The organism is Marinobacter sp. M1C, from assembly GCF_023314135.1.
GTDB lineage: Bacteria > Pseudomonadota > Gammaproteobacteria > Pseudomonadales > Oleiphilaceae > Marinobacter.
On sequence record NZ_CP092289.1, the window covers coordinates 1,731,100 to 1,747,956 of the forward strand.

The window sequence follows — 16,857 nt, forward strand, 5'->3', positions numbered from 1 at the left end:
GAGGGGAAGATTTTAGGCGTTCGATTATACATGGTCGCCCACGGTCGGGCCATGAGAGTGCTTAGACTGGCATATCTGAAAAAGATCGCAAAACCGTCTGTAAACATCCCTGTTTTAGTTGCACCGCTGATTATACATCCGCGCCTCAATACCCAGAGCACGTAGCTGCTCGATGCGAGATCGGCAGGCTTGTCGCACTTCGGCGGTTTTATATTCCGCCAGACTCTAATAATCGATATTGAGACTTCTCGAAACCTTGCCGTGCCCGCCCGCCATCAGACCCTGAATTTTTTCATTTTCGACGGAAAGTTCCACCGTGATCAGACTGGGTGATACTGGCTCCATGAATTTGCCCTGTTCGATTAAAAACGTACGTTTGTTAATGTGTAGGTGATCGTGGAGGACGCAAGCGAGAGGCCCCGCAGCCATGCCCGTAGCCGACTCCTCGCTAATGGCATAACGCGGTGCGAACATTCGAGTTGTCGCGTCTTTTTCGGTTGCATGGTTATCGGTTGTGAATATGTAGTACCCGATAAGGTCCAGTTTTTCACTGATGACCGAGATGAGGTCGAAGTCAGGTTTTACGCTACGCAGCGTTGCTCCATCCTTTACTCCAACAACAATAAAGCTGTTTCCAGTGTTCACTTGCATGGGGCTGATGCTGATGTCCAGATCGTTCTCAGTCAATCCCAGAGATTGTAGGACTTGAGCAACCGTTACGGCATCTTTTGTCCAGTCGTCGGGCATGCGATATTTAGGTGCCAACTGCTCCATATAGGCAGCACCGTCTTTGATTAATATTTTGCGTGGGCCATCAACGGTTTCTTTTGATGTTTCTCCTTCAGCAATACGCCCAAGTTCTGCAAGATAGGAAAATGTTGCAATGGTTGCGTGACCGCAATGGGCAATTCGACGGTTGGGTGTAAAGAAGTCGAGTTTAAAGCCCTCTGTATCCGATGATGAAACGAAAGCCGTTTCAGAAAGCCCTATTTTTGCGGCGATAGAAAGCATTTCTGCTTCGTTAAGTTCGCCGGCGTCGAGCACGACGCCGGCAGGGTTGCCGCCCATGCCGTCTGTCACAAATCCTTTGATAATGTGGGCTTCGATCGTTTTAACCGCGATTGTAGAATAGTTCATGTTAATCTCCAATACTGATGACTTCGGTAGTACTCATACGCCTAACTTATGGCGATTATCCTGAAATTGGAACTCATATGCGCATGAGAAATTCTCATTAATACGGATCGAAAGGAAACCCTCACCAAACTCGTTAATTCTTCCCCAATGCTCGCTGCGATCGGGGAAAAATTAAGCTTTACGAAAGCAGCTGAGCGGCTGGGTGTGGACCAGTCGGCGGTAAGTCACAGAATCAGATCATTGGAAGATGCGCTGGGTCATACTCTATTTGATCGCACCACGCGCAGGCTGCGATTAACCGAAATCGGAGAAATTCTGTGTCATGCGGCGATTGATAGTATGGCGAGCTGGGATACAGCGCTTGATAAGCTTGAGCACAGCCGATCAACCGACTTAATCCGGCTTTCTCTGTCATCTTCACTGGCAATGAAGTGGTTAATTCCGGCTTTGCCGAATGCGCACGCACTGAATCTGAAGCTGTCCTTAGACGTGCAGGAGGAAACCGTTGATTTCTTGATAAACGACGCCGATGCTGCGATCCGATTTGGGCCAGGCCCTTATCCTGGTTTACATTCGTCGTACCTTACCCATTGCTGGATGCAGCCAGTGGCTAGTCCAGGCTACCTTGGTGATGGAGTCAGTGATGCAGGACTTCTGGAAAAGCCAGAAACTGTTTTTCTTGGTGATCGTCGTGGTGAAATCGATGAGACTGATTTTAGCTGGGATTACTATTTTTCCACCATTGGTTCGAGAAGGGACGGTTTTAATCCCGACTATCAATTTGATCGCGCCGACTTGATGCTTCAGGCGGTTATTGGCGGAATGGGTGTAGGCTTGGGTCGAACTCTTCTCCTCGAAGGAGATGTCGAGGCTGGTTACCTCAAGATGGTAGGGCCATCAATCCGTATGCGGTCAGGTTATTGGTTGGTTTGTGCGTCCAGCTTTGCTGAAACGGATCGATTTAGAAAGTTACTTGACTGGATCAAAAGTGAGATCAAAAAAACAACGTGAAAGTCAGTGGGCGGTTCTGCGCCGCCCTGTGCTCAAAGTTGTCTTTGGTCGTGAACTCGTGCCTCAATGCCCAATGCATGTAACTGTTTGAAGTGGGACCGGGCCTGAACCAAAACCACCGAATCATTCTGAGCAATCAATGCCAAGCGCTTAAATTGGTCGGCGTGAGACGGTAGTTCAGTGCAGAGAATAATCACGGTATCCCAGTCTTCGGCGGCTGGCGGGTGCAGCGGAATGCCGACGGGGTCTTTTCAGGGCGTGCAGATTGAGTGCTGCTGGATGTTCAAGTGGACCTTCTGATACCTAGTGACCTTCCTCCTCGGTTTAGGGCATCGGTAATCAGCGAGGCCAGGCCAGTTTGAGCAGCCAACGTTACTCAATAAGATCTGAAAACACCTTGGCAAACGCTCTGAAATCACCCAGGTGGTACTGGCAAATTGCAAACACGATTTCCCAATTCACATCATCGTAGTTGTGAACCATCACGTTTCGGAAGCCAACCGATTTTCGCATTCTGATAGCAAGATCGTGCTCAATTACGCCGGAGTTGGCAAGAGCGTCGAATGCCTGCCCCATAGTTTTGGGTGCGGTTGATTCGCTATGTCCGGCGAGCCAGTGGGAGGCGATGTCTACGCTCATTTGCACGGCGCGGGTGAGGTTCAATGAGACGATGTCTTGCGCATCAAGGTCTGTCAGTAGTGTTTCCACGTTGTCAGGAAGCTTTAATTCCACACGCTGGATGCAACGCCGAAGCGATTCCAGTTTCTGAGCTACGAGTTGTTCATCCATGTGTGTCGCCGCCCTTCGAGTATGCGTTTTTGGTAGGGTACAAAATCTTCGTTTTCCATAATGTTCCGGTATATCAGGTCGCCCCACAGGTGTCTTTTTCCTACCACTTGTATGCCACTACTCACGATTTGGTCCAGAAGGGGCTGGCCTGCAGTACGCAAGTCAATCAAGTCTACAGGCCGATTAAAAGCCAGGGCTATGGCCTCGGTTAGGGCGATGCGCTCATTTGCTACCAGCGCTTTGTTGGCCTGTACGGCTACATCAATGTCGCTGTCTGGCCGCTCTTTGCCCAGAGCCATGGAGCCAAAAAGAGCCGCAACCCGGATATTGGGGAAATGGGTGAGTAACTCGCGGAGCTTTTGAATGGTTGAGTTCTCTGGCGGTTTAGCTGCCATATTGTTCATCCTGTGAGCGCTTCTCACTTAATTATAACAGATGTGTGGCTGCGGAGGCGGCGCGATATCTTGGGTTAAGTCCGCCAGGTTCAACCCTGCCGCTGGTCGTGAACTCTTGCCTCAATCCCCAAAGCCCTTAACTGTTTAAAGTGCGCGCGGGCCTGATCCAAAACCACCGGATCATTCTGAGCTATCAATGCCAAGCGCTTAAATTGATCGGCGTGAGCCGGCAATTCAGTGCAGAGGATGATTACGGTATCCCAGTCTTCGGCGGCGGGCGGGTGCAGCAGGATGCCGACGGGGTCTTTGCAGGGCGTGTTGGCTTCGGAAATTACACTGTGGGGAATGAAGGCATCCGGGCTGAAGTTCCACAGCAGGTCGTCCAGTTCTTGAGCGTGTTCGAGGGTGTCGCACACAATGCCCACGCGGTCCCCTTGCTGCCAGGCTTTGTTAACCAGTTTGGCGGCGTGCAGATTGCGTGCGGCGGGGGTGTCCTGGCGCAGGATATGGAACCAGTAGCGCTGGTTTTTATCTTCCTGCCCAATCTCCGGTGAGGGAGCACCGGCAGCAGCGCTGCCGGTTTCCGTAGTGTGCACAGCAGGCGGCTTATTTGCCGGCATGAGACATCAGGTATTCGACCAGCATGGGTACCGGGCGGCCTGAAGAGCCTTTGGCTTTGCCGGAATGCCACGCAGTACCCGCGATGTCCAGGTGGGCCCAGCGGTAATCTTTGGCGTAGCGGGCCAGGAAACAGGCCGCGGTGATGGTGCCGGCGGGACGTCCGCCGATGTTTGCCATATCCGCAAAGTTGCTATCGAGCTGGCTCTGGTACTCTTCCCACAGTGGCAGGCGCCAGGCTTTGTCGTTGGCGCGGTCGCCGGCGGCCAGCAGTTCGTTAGCCAGGTCATCGTTGTTGGCCAATAAGCCGGTGGCGTGGTGGCCCAAGGCGATGATGCAGGCGCCGGTGAGCGTGGCCAGATCAATAACCGCAGCCGGGTCAAATCGCTTCACGTAGGTCAGGGCGTCGCACAGTACCAGACGGCCTTCGGCGTCGGTGTTGAGTATTTCAACGGTCTGGCCAGACATGGTGGTAACAATGTCGCCGGGGCGGCTGGCGCTGCCGTCGGGCATGTTTTCAGCGGCTGCGATGACGGCCACCACGTTGAGTTTTGGCTTAATTTCAGCGATAACCTGCATGGCGCCGAACACCGCGGCCGAGCCGCCCATGTCGTATTTCATCTCGTCCATGCCTTCGCCGGGCTTGATGCTAATGCCGCCGCTGTCGAAGGTGATACCTTTACCTACCAACACGTGGGGTTTGTCTTTGGCGTTGCCGCCGCGGTATTCCATGATAATAAAGCGCGATGGCTGGCTGCTGCCTTTGCCCACGGCCAGAATGGTGTTCATGCCCAGGTCAGCCATCTGGTTTTCGTCAAGAATTTCGGTCTTGATGCAGTCGTGATCTTTCGCCAGTTTTACAGCCTGTTCGGCCAGCCAGACTGGGTGGCAAATGTTAGGCGGTGTATTGCCCAGGTCGCGGGTAAAGTTCATACCGCGGCCGGTGGCCAAGCCCAGGTTAAAGGCGTCCTTCTCGGCTTTGCCGCCAGCAGAGGCGGTTACGGTTACTTTATTCAGCTTGCGCGCAGCAGGCTGCTCGCTCTTATACTGGTCAAACGTGTACAGGTGCTCTTCCAGGCTGCGGCCGATCAGGCTCAAGCGAGCTTCTTCAGAGGTCGTTGCGCTGTCGCCGGTTAGCTGGGTGTCAGCCAGGGCCACAATGGCATGTTTTGAGGGGCCGTCTTTCAGAACGGTTACCGCAGCAATTAAAGCTTTGCGATAGTTGGCCGGTGTGCGGCTGTCGTCATCGCCGGTGCCGACAATGCACAGGCGCTGCCAATGGCTGTCGGTCAGCGGAACAGTCTGTACCGATGCGTTTTTGCCATTGATGTCGCCGGCGCTTTGCAGCTTGCCAATCAGACCATCCAGAGCCTTGTCTGCCGCGTTGGTGCTGGCGGGCCATTCGCCTTTTTGCGGTAACGCCAGTACAAGACAGTCAGCGCTGATGGTGTCCAGGGCTTTGCTGCTTAAGGTAAAATTCATGGCAACTCCTGTTAGTGATTCTTTTATACGGATTGGGTATGACTACTAGCATTGGGGCAATGCGATGAATTATCAAGCATTGGCGCGGACTTATGGCTAGCTTGCTGGGCGCGGCGTGGCCCTGTCAATCGTCTGCAAGGTTACTTAGAATAGCCGCTGCTGGCGTTTTCCTCCATCAATGGGCGCCGTTACCGGCTCGGCCAGAGAGACCGCTTTGACTATTATTTTTCGCTATCTCATTCGTCAGGTCATGATCAGTATGATTGCTGTGTCCACCATTCTGCTGATGGTGTTCATGAGCGGGCGCTTTTTAAAGTATCTGGGTAATGCGGCAGAAGGTGAAATTTCTGCGGGTGTGCTGTTTTCAGTGATGGCCTATCGGTTTCCCGGTTTTTTAGAACTGATTTTGCCCTTAGGTCTGTTTATTGGCATTTTATTGGCCTACGGCCGCATGTATCTGGAAAGCGAGATGACCGTGTTGCTTGCCTGCGGCGTCAGTGAAGGCGATATTTTGCGCCAAACCCTGATTGGCAGCTTGCCGGTGATGCTGGTAGTGGCTGCCATGAGTCTTTATGTATCGCCTTGGGGCATGAAACAGGTCGAGGAGATATTCAACGAACAGCGCAAAGCCACCGAATTCGAACTATTGGCGCCCGGGCGCTTTCAGGACTTTACCTCTGGTGGGCGAGTGACTTACACCGAAGGGCTGAGCGACGACAAGCGCGAGCTGCAGGGTGTATTTATTGCCGAGTTTGGCAAGAATGGCGAAGGTTTGACCATAATCACCGCCGAAACGGGCACCCAGTTGGTAGACGCCCAGACAGGAAGCCGTTTTCTGATTTTGAAAGACGGCGGGCGCTACGCAGGCAACGCCGGCCAACTGGATTACAACACCACCGAATTTGAAGCTTACGGTCTAAAAATTGTCAGCGGCAAGAGTGGTACAAAAGAGCTGGAAGAAGGTCTGAGTACCGAGCAATTGATGAAGTCTAACGACCCGCAACAGCGAGCGCTGCTGCATTGGCGTTTTTCGTTGCCCTTTATTGTGCCGGTGGTGACCCTGCTGGCGGTTCGGTTGAGCCGGGTAAACCCGCGTCAGGGCCGGTTCTTCCATCTATTGCCTGCGATGTTGGTGTATATCACCTATCTCGGCCTATTGATTGTGGCTCGTGATGCGCTGGCCGAAGGCAAAGTGCCAGAGTGGATTGGCATGTTCTGGGTGCACGGATTGTTTTTGGCTCTGGGGCTTTGGCTGCAGTTCGGCCCGGCCTGGTTGCGAAAGCGCCGCTTACAGCGTGCAGAGCTTGCGGGGTCTACCGATGCAAAAGATTGACCGCTATGTGATGAAAACCGTTGGCGGCGCCATGTTTTTGGTGATGGTGGTGGTGCTGTCGCTGGATTTGATTTTCGCATTTATTGCCGAGTTGGACGGCACCGCCAATAACTATCAGACCTTAGATGCTCTGTGGTATGTGTTTCTGACGCTGCCGCGACGAATTTACGATTACTTGCCGTTAGGCGCGTTTATGGGCTGCCTGGTGGGATTGGGTTCGATGGCCAGCTCTTCCGAGCTGACGGTTATTCGCGCCGCTGGCGTTTCCATAAAGCGCATTGTCTGGTCTGCCATGAAACCGGCGCTGTTTGTGGTGCTATTGGGCGTGGGTATCGGCGAATACCTGGCGCCGCCGGCGGAGCGCATGGCACAAAGTGGAAAAGCCGTTGCGCTGGGTGCAGGTAGCAACGTGGCCGCGGCGTCGGGTTTGTGGCATCGCGAAGGTAATGTATTTATTCACATGAACGCCGTGCAGCCCAGTGGTGTGCTTTTTGGTATTTCCATGTTCCGCTTTAACGAGCAGCGCCAGTTGTTAGCCGCCAGTTTTGCCGAGCGGGCGATTTACCAAGGCGATCACTGGATTCTTGAAAACGTACAAACCACCAAGCTGGCAGAGCAGGGCACCACCCGGGTGACTCATGACCAGCTGCGTTGGGAGTCTGGTTTGTCACCCAGCGTACTGAGCGTATTGATTGTAAAGCCAGAGAACCTGGCGATGACCGGCCTGCTGACTTACGCCCGCTATCTGGACGAGCAGGGCTTGAGCGCATCGCGCTATTGGTTAGCGTTTTGGAAGAAGACGTTAATGCCACTGGGAACCGCGGTGATGGTGTTAGTGGCAATTTCGTTTATCTTTGGCCCTCTGCGCTCGGTCACCATGGGCTTTCGGGTGTTTACCGGTCTGTTGGTAGGCCTGTCGTTTAAGTACATGCAAGACTTGTTGGGACCAATGAGCGTGGTCTACGGTTTCGAACCCATTCTGGCGGTACTGGTGCCTATCGCGGTGAACGCTGGCATTGGTATTTTACTAATGCGTCGTGCAGGTTAGAGTTTCTTCTTTTCGACCTCAACGACAACGCTGTCTGACATTCGGTCGGTCAGCGACAGCCCGTTAATGGGTACAAACAGAGTAACGATCACAGGAATGGAAAATAGCAAGCTGACAGCGCCCAGGTAGAAGCCTGCCAGTAATGCCAGAAACACAACAGCGGCCGCCGTCACATAACGGCGCAGAGCCTGACTCCAGCTCACCGATACGCCGTCCAGATTCTGAATGCGCACCCGCCACACCTGCATTCCAAGTGTTTGACCCATTTTGGTCCAAAAATAACCGAAGAACAGGTATAGCACCAGAAACAGGGTAAATGTCAGGCCCGGGCCGCCTTTAATCTGCCCAGCAGCTGCCATTTGTTCGTATTTTTCCCAACCGGTTAGCTGGCCGGCGATTATGGTGTATATCCAGGTGGCAACCAAGAGCACGGCAATGCTGATGAGTGCGTCGTAAGTAATGGCCAAGCCACGTTTCAGTCCGGTTGCCGGCGGCAAAAGCACGTCAGCATCGTTAAAGCGTTTGGGCATGCGGTCTCCGGTGATGTTTCACGTTTTTCAGGGTGTTGGCGTGTGCTAGAGTATCCGATTTGTACAATCATGTAAGTATCCGAATTCAATCGCGAACCTGGCGCAGTTTTCGTCGGGTTTATGGAAAGGTATTAAAGGGCTATGAAAACGGCAGAGTTGCGACAGGCGTTTCTTGAATACTTCAAACAGCAGGGCCATGCCATTGTTCCCAGTAGTTCACTGGTGCCGGCAGACGATCCCACTTTGTTGTTTACGAACGCGGGCATGAACCAGTTCAAGGACCTGTTCCTTGGCCGTGAACAGCGTGATTACACTCGCGCCACCAGTTCGCAAAAATGCGTGCGCGCCGGCGGCAAGCACAACGATCTGGAAAACGTCGGTTACACCGCCCGCCACCATACGTTTTTTGAAATGCTGGGCAATTTCAGCTTTGGCGATTATTTCAAGCGCGAAGCCATCAATTTTGCCTGGAATTTTTTGACCTCTGAACAGTGGCTGAACCTGCCAAAAGCAAAGTTGTGGATCACGGTATACGCTGAAGACGACGAAGCCTTTGATATCTGGAACCAGGAAATTGGCGTGCCTGCCGAGCGCATTGTCCGTATTGGCGACAACGCCGGCGGCCGCTACTCGTCAGATAATTTCTGGCAGATGGGCGATACCGGCCCTTGCGGCCCCTGTTCCGAGATCTTTTTTGATCACGGCCCTGATGTAGCCGGTGGCCCTCCGGGAAGCCCGGACGAAGACGGCGACCGCTACATAGAAATTTGGAACGTGGTGTTCATGCAGTATAACCGCACCGCTAACGGCGAAATGCTTAACCTGCCTAAACCGTCGGTAGACACTGGCATGGGTCTGGAGCGAGTGACCGCGGTATTGCAGGGCGTGCACAGTAACTATGAAATTGACCTGTTTCAGGATTTACTGAAAGCCGCCTCTGACGTGCTCGGTGGCGTTGCCACTACCGAAGCTTCGCTGCGTGTCGTGGCAGATCATATCCGCTCCTGCTGCTTTCTGATTGCCGATGGTGTTATGCCGTCAAATGAGGGCCGTGGTTTTGTATTGCGCCGGATCATCCGCCGCGCCGCCCGCCACGGTAACAAGCTCGGTGCCAACGGCCCCTTCTTCTACAAGTTGGTCGGTGCGCTGGTTGAGTTGATGGGCGAAGCCTTCCCGCAGCTGGTCAGCAGCCATAAACAGATCGAAAAAGTACTGCTGCAAGAAGAAGAGCAGTTTGTAAAAACCCTGGATAACGGCCTGCGCCTGTTAGAGCAAGACATTGCCGAGCTTATAGGCGACGTGATTCCTGGCGAAACCGTGTTCGCTCTGTACGACACCTATGGCTTCCCGGTAGACCTGACCAACGACATCGCCCGTGAACGCGGTTTGACTCTGGATTACCAAGGCTACGAAAAAGCGATGGAAGCTCAGCGCGAGCGCGCCCGGGCGGCCAGCAAGTTTGGTATTGATTACAACGCGGAAAGCCTGAAGCTTGAGGGCGTGACCGAATTTAGCGGGTACCAGAATATTGATGGTCACGAGCGCATTCGCTCGGTGATTATTGGCAGTGAACACAAAAACGCGGAAGCCGGCGACGAAGCTATTATTGTGCTGGAGCGCACGCCGTTTTATGCGGAGTCTGGCGGCCAGGTCGGCGACACCGGATTATTGACCTGGAGCGGCGGCCGCTTTCAAGTAACCGACACCCGCAAAGAGGGCAACAACCACCTTCATATCGGCACGGTGGTTGAAGGTGAGCTGTTCCCAGGCCTGGAAGTGGATGCGCGTATTGATCATGAGCGCCGTGAGCGCACCAAGCGTAATCACTCCGCCACCCACCTATTGCACGCGGCTTTGCGCAAGGTCCTGGGCGAACACGTTAGCCAGAAAGGCTCGCTGGTAGACCCGGACAAATTGCGTTTTGACTTCTCGCACCTCGAGGCCGTTAGCGCCGCAGAGCTGCAGGAAATCGAACGCCAGGTTAATCAGCAGATTCTGGGAAATACCCCGGTAGCCACAGAAGTGACTGACATGGAGCAGGCCCAGGCCAAGGGCGCGCTGGCGCTGTTTGGTGAAAAGTACGGCGATTCCGTCAGGGTTCTGAGCATGGGCTCAGATGGCTACTCGGTTGAACTTTGCGGTGGTACCCACGTCAATCGCACCGGTGATATTGGTTTACTGCGCATTACCTCTGAAAGCGGTATCGCTTCCGGCGTTCGCCGCATTGAAGCGGTCACCGGTTTTGGTGCGCTGGAATGGGTAGACAGCGCCGAACGCACCTTGCGCGAAGCGGCCAGGCTGGTGAAAGGCTCCCGCGAGTCGCTGGTCGAGAAAGTACAGCAGACATTGGATCGTAACCGTCAGCTGGAGAAAGAAATCGACGGCTTGAAGGCCAAACTGGCGAGCTCAGCCGGCAGCGATTTAGCGTCGTCTGCGGTTGAAGTGGCGGGCTTAAAGGTGGTTGCCGCTGAAATGCCGGGAGCGGATCGCCAGGCGCTGATGGAAACGGCCGACCAGCTGAAAAACAAGTTAGGTGAGGGCGTCGTGGTTTTGGCCAGCGTTGAAGGTGGCAAGGTCACACTTGTATCTGGTGTAACCAAATCAGCGACCGGTAGAGTCAAGGCCGGCGACATTATGAAGCACCTGTGCGCGCAGCTGGATGGTAAGGGCGGTGGCCGTCCTGACATGGCTCAGGGCGGGGGTAACGATGCCTCCAGGCTCACTGAGGTTCTAGCGGGCGTTGCTGGCTGGGTTGAAAAAAATAGTCAGTAACGCATGTTGTAGCTGCGGGTGAGGGTTTATAATCGCCCCCGATTGATTTGATGGGCGGAGCAACCTCCGCCCTGAGTCCCGGTCTAGACAGTGGGAATACTATGGCTTTGTATGTACAGAAATTCGGTGGCACCTCGGTAGGCACCACTGAGCGTATCGAAGCGGTTGCTCAGAAGGTTTTTGGCTTTCGTAAGGCCGGGCACGACATCGTCGTCGTGGTGTCAGCCATGAGCGGTGAAACTAATCGGTTGATTGGCTTGGCTAATACCATTACCGATGAGCCCGGCCAGCGTGAAATGGACGTGCTGCTGTCTACCGGCGAACAGGTGACCATTGCACTCTTGTCGATGGCATTACAGAAACTGGGTTGCGAGGCCCGCTCTTACACGGGCTCACAGGTGCGCATCCTAACCGACCGTGCCCACACAAAGGCCCGTATTCAGCACATTGATGAAAAAAATGTGCGTGAAGATCTGAATGCCGGCCGTGTGGTCGTGGTGGCAGGTTTTCAGGGAGTGGACGATCTGGGTGATATTACCACCCTTGGTCGCGGTGGTTCAGACACTACCGCGGTGGCCTTGGCAGCAGCGCTGAAAGCCGATGAATGCCAGATTTACACCGATGTGGACGGGGTCTACACCACTGACCCGCGAGTGGTAGATTCCGCTCGCAGGCTGACTCACATTACCTTTGAAGAAATGTTGGAAATGGCCAGTCTGGGATCCAAAGTGCTGCAGATTCGCGCTGTGGAATTTGCGGGTAAATACAACGTTCCGTTACGGGTGCTGTCCAGCTTTCAGGAAGGTGAGGGCACCCTGATTACCACTGAGGATGATAACACTATGGAGCAACCGCTGGTTTCTGGCATTGCATTCAATCGTGACGAAGCCAAGCTGACCATATCCGGTGTGCCGGATACGCCTGGCAGTGCACTGCGTATTCTGAAGCCGATTAGTGATGCCAATATTGAAGTGGACATGATCGTACAGAACGTGGGTGAAGACAATAAAACCGCCTTTACATTTACGGTTCTACGTCACGACTTCAAACGCGCCGGCGAGGTGCTGCGCACTGTAGCGGCTGAGTTAGGTGCACGTGAAGTCATCGGAGACGAAAAAATCGCCAAAGTGAGTATCGTTGGTGTCGGTATGCGTTCTCACGCGGGCGTTGCTACCAAGATGTTCGAGGCGCTGTCTAACGAAGGTATTAACATTCAGATGATTTCTACTTCGGAAATAAAAATTTCCGTAGTGATTGAAGAGAAGTACCTTGAGCTTGCGGTTAGAGCGCTTCATTCGGCTTTTGAACTGGACAAGCCCCTGGTAGAGGCAGAAGCTTGACGCAATGGGCCTATGCCCGCTGTATCATCGCCTGATAGGACTTTCATTCGCCGAACCGGCTAACGCACAGTTCCGTATAAGGGAATGTGCGGTTTCAGGAAGGCGCGTAATTCCGCTATAAATGTGCGCGTACGAAGCACCTATTCAAGAACAGGTCGCTTTTTCAGAGGGAGTAGAGATATGTTAATTTTAACGCGCCGCGTAGGCGAGACCCTGATGGTGGGTGACGAAGTAACCGTCACTGTGCTTGGGGTTAAGGGAAACCAGGTACGGATTGGTGTGAATGCGCCCAAAGAGGTTGCTGTTCACCGCGAAGAGATTTATCAGCGCATTCAGGCGGAGAAGAGTTCCGATGAGGCTGAGCCGGGCAACCATTAGCTGGTTAGAGAAAAGCCGCTTGCGAATTTTGGAGCGGTTTTTTTTATTTTAATGAACGCCAAATGTAAAAAAATTCGTTCAACCCTATGAAAACGAAAAAAACGTGGTAGTATACGCCCCGTTCTCAAGGAGAGGTGGGTGAGTGGCTGAAACCAGTTCCCTGCTAAGGAACCGTACGCGCAAGTGTACCGAGGGTTCGAATCCCTCCCTCTCCGCCATTTCCTATTATAGGAAGTAAGAGGGCTGGTTGATGTTGCAGTCAACCAAAGAAAAGAAAGTGATCAACGTGCGGCTGTAGCTCAGCTGGATAGAGTACTCGGCTACGAACCGAGCGGTCGGAGGTTCGAATCCTCCCAGCCGCACCACTTTTCATGTATTAGTTTTTGTAAACCCAAGTTTTAGCGGCTGTAGCTCAGCTGGATAGAGTACCTGGCTACGAACCAGGCGGTCGGAGGTTCGAATCCTCCCAGCCGCACCATGTGAAGTCCAAAACGCCCCGATCTGTGGAAACACAGTTCGGGGCGTTTTGCATTGGGCCTTTGCATCTCGCCGTACGTGTCATTACTTACCCGTATTTCTTCCCTGTTTCTCTAGAATGTGTCGTTTTCCACCCATTTTCGACCCCCAAAAAACCTATACGAAATATAAATATATGTTTTATATGATTAATTTTTATTTGGCTCGTTAATTGCATAGTTGAATGTCACGCGGGGTCGTACAGGCGTCGTTGAATACTAAAACAACACAATGATTCGGAGAGCATTCTTTATGAAAACCCAAGCCGTTATGGCAGTGGCATTCGCCTCCACGCTGGCCGTCGCAAATCCGGTCGTCGCTCAAGATCGGGCAGGTTGGCCTGACAACTTCACCGTAGGCACCGCCAGCCAGGGTGGCACTTACTTCGCGTACGGTGCTGGATGGGCCAACTTTGTTGCAGAAAAACTGGGCGTGTCAGGCGGCGCTGAAATCACCGGCGGCCCGATGCAGAATATGGCTCTGGTACACACCGGCGACCTGAAGTTTGGTTTGACCACGCTGGGCCCGGCACGGGAATCTATGGACGGCAACAGCCCATTGGCGCCAGGCCTGAAGATGGACAACGTGTGTGCCATGTTCCCCATGTACGAAACTCCGTTTTCCGTAACGGCTCTAACCAGCACCGGTATTACCTCGATTTCTGACATCCCCGATGGCGCAACCATCGGCTTTGGTCCGGCTGGATCCACTTCAGATACCTACTTTCCACGCATGATGGAAACGCTTGGTGTGAACTTCGAGCGCCGTAACGGCAGCTGGTCGGACCTGGGTACCCAGTTACAGGACGGCCTGATTGATGTTATCGCTTTTGCCGCTGGCATTCCGATTCCTGCGGTCAGTCAGCTGGAAGTGCAGACCGATGTAAACATCATCGGTATGACCGACGCCGAAGCAAAAAAAGTGGTTGATAACTTCCCCGTATCCGAATTCATCATTCCGGCAAACACCTATCAGTCATTGGAAAAGGAATCTCGCGTAGTGTCTATGTGGAACTTCTCCATAGCCAATTGCGACGTACCTGAGAGCCTTGTGTATGAAATTACCAAGCTGACCATGGAAAACAACGAAAGAATGGTGTCGATTCATAAGGCAGCCCGATTCTCTATTCCTGAAAACTACACCAAGAATAAAGTACTGCCATGGCACAAAGGCGCGGCGCGCTGGTTCAACGAAAACGGTTACACCATCGAGCAAAGCAACATCAAGTAACGCTGTCACCGGGGGCGCCTGCGCCTCCGGTTAATTTGCCGGCTGCTTGCCGGCTCCGATTTGCCTGCTGGCAGGATATCCCATGACCCTCGAACAAAAGCCCAAAGACTTTTCTGACGTTGAGGAGAGCCAAGATCATGTGCTTGCCCATGATGTGGACGAAGAACCCGTAGCAAACAATCGCCGTCTGTTTGAAGGCAACCTGTTGAAGTTTGTGACGCTGTTAGCCATTGGTTACTCGTCGTTTCATCTTTATGCCCTGAATATTGCGCCTTTGGAAACCTGGTCTTTCCGGATTGTGCACATCGCTGGTGCCCTGATATTGGGCTTCATACTGTTTGCCGGTGCCCGTTTTGTGTCCGCTGAAGAGGGCGGCGCCCGCCATCGCTGGACCACCTGGGTGAGTGCTGTTGCCATGTTGCCTGCGCTTTATGTGTGCTATCAGGTGTTCACCTTCTGGCAAATGGTACAAGACGGTGCTTTGCGCATCCCCGTTAACCTGGAAACCTGGCATTTCGGCTGGCCGCTGCTTGCTGTAACGGGCGTGACGATTATCATGAGCTGGTTTCATCAGCGAGAACGCTCGCGCTTCAGCCTGCCGGACCTGGTGTTGGTGGTATGTTCAATTGCGGTAGCTGCTTACTTTTTAGTGGCCTATAACACCTCTATGCGGATGGCGACGGGCACATCGTTTGCACCTATTGGTATCTCCTTTGCTGCGGTTGCCGGTGTTGCGCTGATAATGGAGCTGACTCGCCGTATGGCTGGCCTGGCTTTGGTTATTATCGGCCTGGTGTTTTTGGTGTATGTATTTGCCGGGCCCTATCTGCCGGGCTTTCTCGGCTATCCCGGTTTGTCGGTTCAGCGCTTTTTCAGCCAAGTGTATACCGATGCCGGTATTCTTGGGCCCACCACGGCTGTGTCGTCTACCTACATTATTCTATTCATCATTTTTGCGGCGTTTCTGCAGGCTTCGAAAGTGGGTGATTACTTTGTGAACTTTGCTTTTTCCGTCGCTGGCCGCTCACGCGGAGGCCCCGCCAAGGTGTCTATTTTTGCCTCTGGCCTGATGGGTATGATCAACGGCACCAGTGCCGGCAACGTGGTGTCCACCGGTTCGTTAACCATTCCGTTAATGAAAAAAGTCGGTTACAGCAAAAAATCCGCCGGCGCGGTGGAAGCGGCGGCGTCTACCGGCGGCCAGATCATGCCACCGATCATGGGCGCTGGCGCCTTTATCATGGCGGAAATTACCGGTATTCCTTACACCGAAATTGCGATTGCTGCGATTATTCCATCGATCCTGTATTTTGCTTCGGTGTACTTCATGGTGGATTTTGAAGCCGCCAAAACCGGCATGCGTGGCATGCGCGAAGATGAGTTGCCGAAACTTCGCAATTTGATCAAGCAGGTCTACCTGTTCGTGCCGATTATTATTCTGATTGTGGCGTTATTTATGGGTTATTCGGTGATTCGTGCCGGTACTCTGGCCACTATTTCCGCTGCGGTGGTGAGTTGGTTTTCGCCCAACAAGATGGGCATAGGCCTTATTCTGAAGGCATTGGAAATGGCGTCGTACATGGCCATCCAGATTATTGTGGTGTGTGCCGCAGCTGGCGTGATTGTGGGCGTTATCTCGCTGACCGGCGTGGGCGCACGATTCTCGGTGTTGTTGCTGGACGTGGCTGCGACCAGCCAATTACTGGCACTGATCTTTGCCATGTTCATTTCCATTTTACTGGGCATGGGGATGCCCACCACGGCCGCTTATGCAGTGGCCGCGTCGGTGGTAGCTCCGGGACTGGTACAGCTGGGTATCGAACCTCTGACGGCGCACTTCTTTGTGTTCTACTTTGCCGTCGTTTCCGCGATTACTCCGCCGGTTGCTCTGGCATCTTACGCAGCAGCCGGTATTTCCGGGGCCAACGCTATGGAAACCTCGGTGGCATCGTTCCGTATTGGTATTGCCGCCTTCATTGTTCCATTTATGTTCTTTTATAATGGCGCTTTGTTGATGAACGCCGAATGGTTTGAAATTGCGCGTTCGCTGGTTACCGCGCTGTTTGGGGTTTATATCCTGTCAGGCGGCGTACTGGGCTGGTTTGCTGACATGTCAGCGTCGTGGATAACCCGCATACTGCTGATCACAGCGGCCTTGCTGATGATTGAGGGCGGGTGGATAACGGATCTGACGGGTATCGGTATGGCGGTCGCAGCTTATATCATCCAGCGCAAGCGCCGTGAGCGCCCGGCGGTAGCCTGAGCTTCGGCGCCGGGC

The 16,857-nt window shown here is 53.4% G+C and carries 14 protein-coding genes, 3 tRNA genes and 1 pseudogene; 11 read left to right on the forward strand and 7 right to left on the reverse strand.

All coding sequences use genetic code 11. From position 1 onward, the window contains the following. Positions 1–225: 225 nt before the first annotated feature. Positions 226–1,137 (reverse strand): PhzF family phenazine biosynthesis protein, encoded by a 912-nt coding sequence (locus MIH19_RS08245; protein WP_249008404.1) that lies wholly within the window; start codon positions 1,135–1,137, stop codon positions 226–228. A gap of 147 nt (positions 1,138–1,284) precedes the next feature. Here MIH19_RS08245 and MIH19_RS08250 point away from each other — a divergent pair, with 147 nt between their 5' ends. After that, entirely contained in the window at positions 1,285–2,148 is an 864-nt protein-coding gene (locus MIH19_RS08250) for a LysR family transcriptional regulator (protein WP_249008405.1), read from the forward strand. A 32-nt stretch (positions 2,149–2,180) separates the two neighbouring features. On the opposite strand, the pseudogene MIH19_RS08255 reads toward MIH19_RS08250, so the two are convergent. The 5 genes and pseudogenes from MIH19_RS08255 to MIH19_RS08275 form a co-directional block, all read right to left on the reverse strand. After that, positions 2,181–2,408: pseudogene (locus MIH19_RS08255) on the reverse strand (DNA polymerase III subunit chi); the annotation flags it as partial. 112 nt (positions 2,409–2,520) lie between these two features. Next, positions 2,521–2,937: a HepT-like ribonuclease domain-containing protein gene (locus MIH19_RS08260; RefSeq protein WP_249008406.1), complete on the reverse strand. Its 417-nt coding sequence runs from the start codon at positions 2,935–2,937 to the stop codon at positions 2,521–2,523. Further along, on the reverse strand, positions 2,919–3,332 hold the full coding sequence (locus MIH19_RS08265; RefSeq protein WP_249008407.1) for a nucleotidyltransferase domain-containing protein: 414 nt from the start codon (positions 3,330–3,332) through the stop codon (positions 2,919–2,921). Before MIH19_RS08265 ends, MIH19_RS08260 begins: the two co-directional genes overlap by 19 nt. 89 nt (positions 3,333–3,421) lie before the next feature. Further along, positions 3,422–3,952 (reverse strand): DNA polymerase III subunit chi, encoded by a 531-nt coding sequence (locus MIH19_RS08270; protein WP_249008408.1) that lies wholly within the window; start codon positions 3,950–3,952, stop codon positions 3,422–3,424. Next, on the reverse strand, positions 3,939–5,432 hold the full coding sequence (locus MIH19_RS08275) for a leucyl aminopeptidase (protein WP_249008409.1): 1,494 nt from the start codon (positions 5,430–5,432) through the stop codon (positions 3,939–3,941). The genes MIH19_RS08270 and MIH19_RS08275 overlap by 14 nt, the downstream gene beginning before the upstream one ends. 178 nt (positions 5,433–5,610) lie before the next feature. On the opposite strand from MIH19_RS08275, the gene lptF reads away from it, so the two are divergent. Together lptF and lptG are read left to right on the forward strand one after the other, a co-directional pair. Then, entirely contained in the window at positions 5,611–6,765 is a 1,155-nt protein-coding gene (lptF, locus tag MIH19_RS08280; protein WP_249008410.1) for an LPS export ABC transporter permease LptF, read from the forward strand. Beyond that, entirely contained in the window at positions 6,752–7,813 is a 1,062-nt protein-coding gene (gene lptG, locus MIH19_RS08285) for an LPS export ABC transporter permease LptG (RefSeq protein WP_249008411.1), read from the forward strand. Before lptF ends, lptG begins: the two co-directional genes overlap by 14 nt. Here the strand turns inward: lptG and MIH19_RS08290 are convergent. Beyond that, the gene (locus MIH19_RS08290; protein ID WP_249008412.1) at positions 7,810–8,343 is read right to left on the reverse strand and encodes an RDD family protein; all 534 of its coding nucleotides are present in this window, start codon (positions 8,341–8,343) and stop codon (positions 7,810–7,812) included. The two genes, lptG and MIH19_RS08290, sit on opposite strands and share 4 nt — an antisense overlap. 141 nt (positions 8,344–8,484) lie before the next feature. On the opposite strand from MIH19_RS08290, the gene alaS reads away from it, so the two are divergent. The 8 genes from alaS to MIH19_RS08330 all read left to right on the forward strand — a co-directional run bounded on the left by alaS (position 8,485) and on the right by MIH19_RS08330 (position 16,842). Further along, on the forward strand, positions 8,485–11,115 hold the full coding sequence (gene alaS / locus MIH19_RS08295; protein WP_249008413.1) for an alanine--tRNA ligase: 2,631 nt from the start codon (positions 8,485–8,487) through the stop codon (positions 11,113–11,115). 101 nt (positions 11,116–11,216) lie between these two features. Continuing rightward, positions 11,217–12,455 carry an aspartate kinase gene (locus tag MIH19_RS08300; protein ID WP_249008414.1) on the forward strand — a complete coding sequence of 413 codons (1,239 nt, stop codon included), beginning with the start codon at positions 11,217–11,219 and terminating at the stop codon, positions 12,453–12,455. A gap of 180 nt (positions 12,456–12,635) precedes the next feature. Further along, complete coding sequence (gene csrA, locus MIH19_RS08305) at positions 12,636–12,833, forward strand: carbon storage regulator CsrA (protein WP_249008415.1); 198 nt, start codon at positions 12,636–12,638, stop codon at positions 12,831–12,833. 128 nt (positions 12,834–12,961) lie between these two features. Continuing rightward, positions 12,962–13,051 (forward strand) — tRNA-Ser (locus tag MIH19_RS08310). A gap of 70 nt (positions 13,052–13,121) precedes the next feature. After that, positions 13,122–13,198, forward strand: a tRNA-Arg gene (locus tag MIH19_RS08315). A 36-nt stretch (positions 13,199–13,234) separates the two neighbouring features. After that, positions 13,235–13,311, forward strand: a tRNA-Arg gene (locus tag MIH19_RS08320). Between the two features lie 290 nt (positions 13,312–13,601). Beyond that, positions 13,602–14,579: a TAXI family TRAP transporter solute-binding subunit gene (locus MIH19_RS08325; protein WP_249008416.1), complete on the forward strand. Its 978-nt coding sequence runs from the start codon at positions 13,602–13,604 to the stop codon at positions 14,577–14,579. 82 nt (positions 14,580–14,661) lie between these two features. Continuing rightward, a complete protein-coding gene (locus MIH19_RS08330; protein ID WP_249008417.1) occupies positions 14,662–16,842 on the forward strand; it encodes a TRAP transporter permease in 2,181 nt (726 codons plus the stop codon). Positions 16,843–16,857 lie beyond the last annotated feature (15 nt).

Coding starts and splice junctions, on each gene's coding strand:
- MIH19_RS08300 (WP_249008414.1), top strand. CDS start 11,217: ATGGCTTTGTATGTACAGAAATTCGGTGGCACCTCGGTAGGCACCACT.
- MIH19_RS08275 (WP_249008409.1), bottom strand. CDS start 5,432: ATGAATTTTACCTTAAGCAGCAAAGCCCTGGACACCATCAGCGCTGAC.
- csrA (WP_249008415.1), top strand. CDS start 12,636: ATGTTAATTTTAACGCGCCGCGTAGGCGAGACCCTGATGGTGGGTGAC.
- MIH19_RS08260 (WP_249008406.1), bottom strand. CDS start 2,937: ATGGATGAACAACTCGTAGCTCAGAAACTGGAATCGCTTCGGCGTTGC.
- MIH19_RS08270 (WP_249008408.1), bottom strand. CDS start 3,952: ATGCCGGCAAATAAGCCGCCTGCTGTGCACACTACGGAAACCGGCAGC.
- MIH19_RS08265 (WP_249008407.1), bottom strand. CDS start 3,332: ATGGCAGCTAAACCGCCAGAGAACTCAACCATTCAAAAGCTCCGCGAG.
- MIH19_RS08290 (WP_249008412.1), bottom strand. CDS start 8,343: ATGCCCAAACGCTTTAACGATGCTGACGTGCTTTTGCCGCCGGCAACC.
- MIH19_RS08325 (WP_249008416.1), top strand. CDS start 13,602: ATGAAAACCCAAGCCGTTATGGCAGTGGCATTCGCCTCCACGCTGGCC.
- lptG (WP_249008411.1), top strand. CDS start 6,752: ATGCAAAAGATTGACCGCTATGTGATGAAAACCGTTGGCGGCGCCATG.
- MIH19_RS08250 (WP_249008405.1), top strand. CDS start 1,285: ATGCTCGCTGCGATCGGGGAAAAATTAAGCTTTACGAAAGCAGCTGAG.
- alaS (WP_249008413.1), top strand. CDS start 8,485: ATGAAAACGGCAGAGTTGCGACAGGCGTTTCTTGAATACTTCAAACAG.
- lptF (WP_249008410.1), top strand. CDS start 5,611: ATGGGCGCCGTTACCGGCTCGGCCAGAGAGACCGCTTTGACTATTATT.
- MIH19_RS08245 (WP_249008404.1), bottom strand. CDS start 1,137: ATGAACTATTCTACAATCGCGGTTAAAACGATCGAAGCCCACATTATC.
- MIH19_RS08330 (WP_249008417.1), top strand. CDS start 14,662: ATGACCCTCGAACAAAAGCCCAAAGACTTTTCTGACGTTGAGGAGAGC.